The organism is Treponema sp. UBA7570, from assembly GCA_002477955.1.
GTDB lineage: Bacteria > Spirochaetota > Spirochaetia > Treponematales > Treponemataceae > Treponema_D.
In genome coordinates this window covers 8,892-10,849 of the sequence record DLLE01000021.1, presented here as the reverse complement: position 1 = coordinate 10,849, position 1,958 = coordinate 8,892, and the positions used below count along the sequence as shown (strand labels likewise).

General features: G+C 38.1%; 2 protein-coding genes. Both read left to right on the top strand.

Features of this window, described 5'->3' with window-relative positions; genetic code table 11:
- The first annotated feature begins 330 nt into the window (after nucleotides 1-330).
- Nucleotides 331-1,020, top strand: a complete 690-nt coding sequence (locus tag B4N75_RS02185) for a phosphotransferase (protein ID WP_296706499.1) — start codon at nucleotides 331-333, stop codon at nucleotides 1,018-1,020.
- A partial coding sequence (locus B4N75_RS02180) for an MATE family Na+-driven efflux transporter (RefSeq protein WP_296706497.1) occupies nucleotides 1,017-1,958 on the top strand: 942 nt, incomplete at its 3' end. The genes B4N75_RS02185 and B4N75_RS02180, both read left to right, overlap by 4 nt.

Here is a 1,958-nt window from a genome sequence, read left to right as displayed (position 1 = left end):
TTCGGGTCGGCTGTTCCGCACTTCGCTCACGCTCTAAGTCCTCGCCGTGCAAATCGCACGGCTGCGGTCTTTGGCTTCGGCTGTCAAAACAGTCTTCGCCAGTGCTCCATAGCCTAACGTGATAGCGTTAGGTCGTGCGCGAGAGCGCACACGTTAAATAAACAAGTTTTGCGTCAGCAAAATCTCACATTTTAAGTTACATTATGTAACTAACAGAAAAAATATAATAAACCAAATATCGGTTGTCAAGAATTCTTCTAAAAAGTTGTTGACAGCATTTTCTAAAAAATTAAATCAACTTTTCCCCAAAATCCATGTTATAATATTCACATGCAAGAAGAAATCTTGACCGGTGGCCGTTCAACGGTTGGTGTAGTAAAAATCGGGAATGAAGTTCGCCGTCCACACAAAAATGAAAGCGACTTTGCAAACAACTTCTTGCAATTTCTTGAAAAACAAAATTATCCATTTTCGCAAAGATATTTAGGTCGGGATGAGCAAGGACGTGACAGATTTTTATTTATAAACGGAACAGTGCCAAAAGATATTGAAAAAACAAATCTTGTTCAACTTTGCGATTTTATGAAAATGGTTCGGCAATTTCACGACATTTCGTTGGATTTTACAAATTCAAAAAAAGTTGTCTGCCATAATGACTTGTCTCCGTGCAATACAGTTTTTCAAAATAATCGGCCGGTTGGAATCATCGATTGGGACAGTGCCGCTCCCGGAGAACGCTGGGAAGATTTAACTTACATTCTGTGGCTTTGGATAAATATAGGAAGTCACCGCCGTTCAGAAATCAACATTCTTGGACAGATGAAAACCGCGCTTTCCGCTTATAATGCCGACAAAAAAACTCTTGCAAATTTTGCAGACAAACTGATTTGGCGAATGGAAAAAGTTATTTCGCAAATGTCGCCACAAAATTTTCAATACGAGCGCACAAAAAATTGGGTTGAGTTTTCAAAATTATGGGTTCAAGAGAACCGAATAAAACTTATAGGAGAAATCGGATGAAATTCTTAAAAGCACTAAAATCAGTAAACTACAGATTGTTTTTCGCAATTTTTGCGACTATGCTTTTTCCCTCTGTTTATCAAACTGTACGAATTTATTTTCTCGGGAACTTGCCAAACGAATGGGGAATAAACATTGCAAGCCAGCTTTCCTGGGTAAACCTTTTCTACGAAGTTGTTCAGGAAGCGCTGATTCTTCCGCTTTTTTTCTTGCTCGGAAAATCCTTGAACAATCACAATGAACTTGAAAACAAAATCCGCACAGGACTTTTTACAACGGCTTTTATCTACATCGTTTTGTCCGCATTGATTTTTATTTTTGCAAAGCCGCTTGTAAAATTTATGGCGCAGAACAAAAATCTTATCGATGAAACTGCGCGCTATATTCGTCTTGAAACCGTTGCCGCATTGTTTTCAACTTTGTGGCGATTTTTGTTTCTCGTTTTTATAACGCTGAAAAAAGATTTCTTCATCTATATTCTTCTTGGAATTCAAGCGGTTCTTTCAATAATTTTGGACACGTTTCTTGTAAGCACATTGCCAGTTTCCATAAATCTTGGCGTAAACGGAATTGCGGTTTCAAACATAATCGTGAACGTTTGCATTTTGACGGTTTCGTTTCTCCTTCTTTCAAAAGATGGATTTCAAATCTTCAAAAAAACGCAGTTGGATTTTTCTTGGCTCAAAGAATGGTTTTCCGTTGGAAAATTTTCAGGAATCGAATCATTTTTGCGGAATCTTGCGTTTATGATGATGGTTGTTAGAATGGTGAACGTTGTTTCAGAGCAAGGAAATTATTGGGTTGCGAACAATTTTATCTGGAACTGGCTTTTGCTGCCCGCTCTTTCGCTTGCCGATGTTGTAAAAAAAGAAATTGCTGAAGACCAAGAAAACATCAGCTCAAAAACTTTTGGCTACATTTGTCTTTCTTGTGTTTTC

What these genes read in the sequence shown, in the direction of transcription:
- B4N75_RS02185 (WP_296706499.1), top strand. Translation starts at nt 331, where the DNA reads ATGCAAGAAGAAATCTTGACCGGTGGCCGTTCAACGGTTGGTGTAGTA.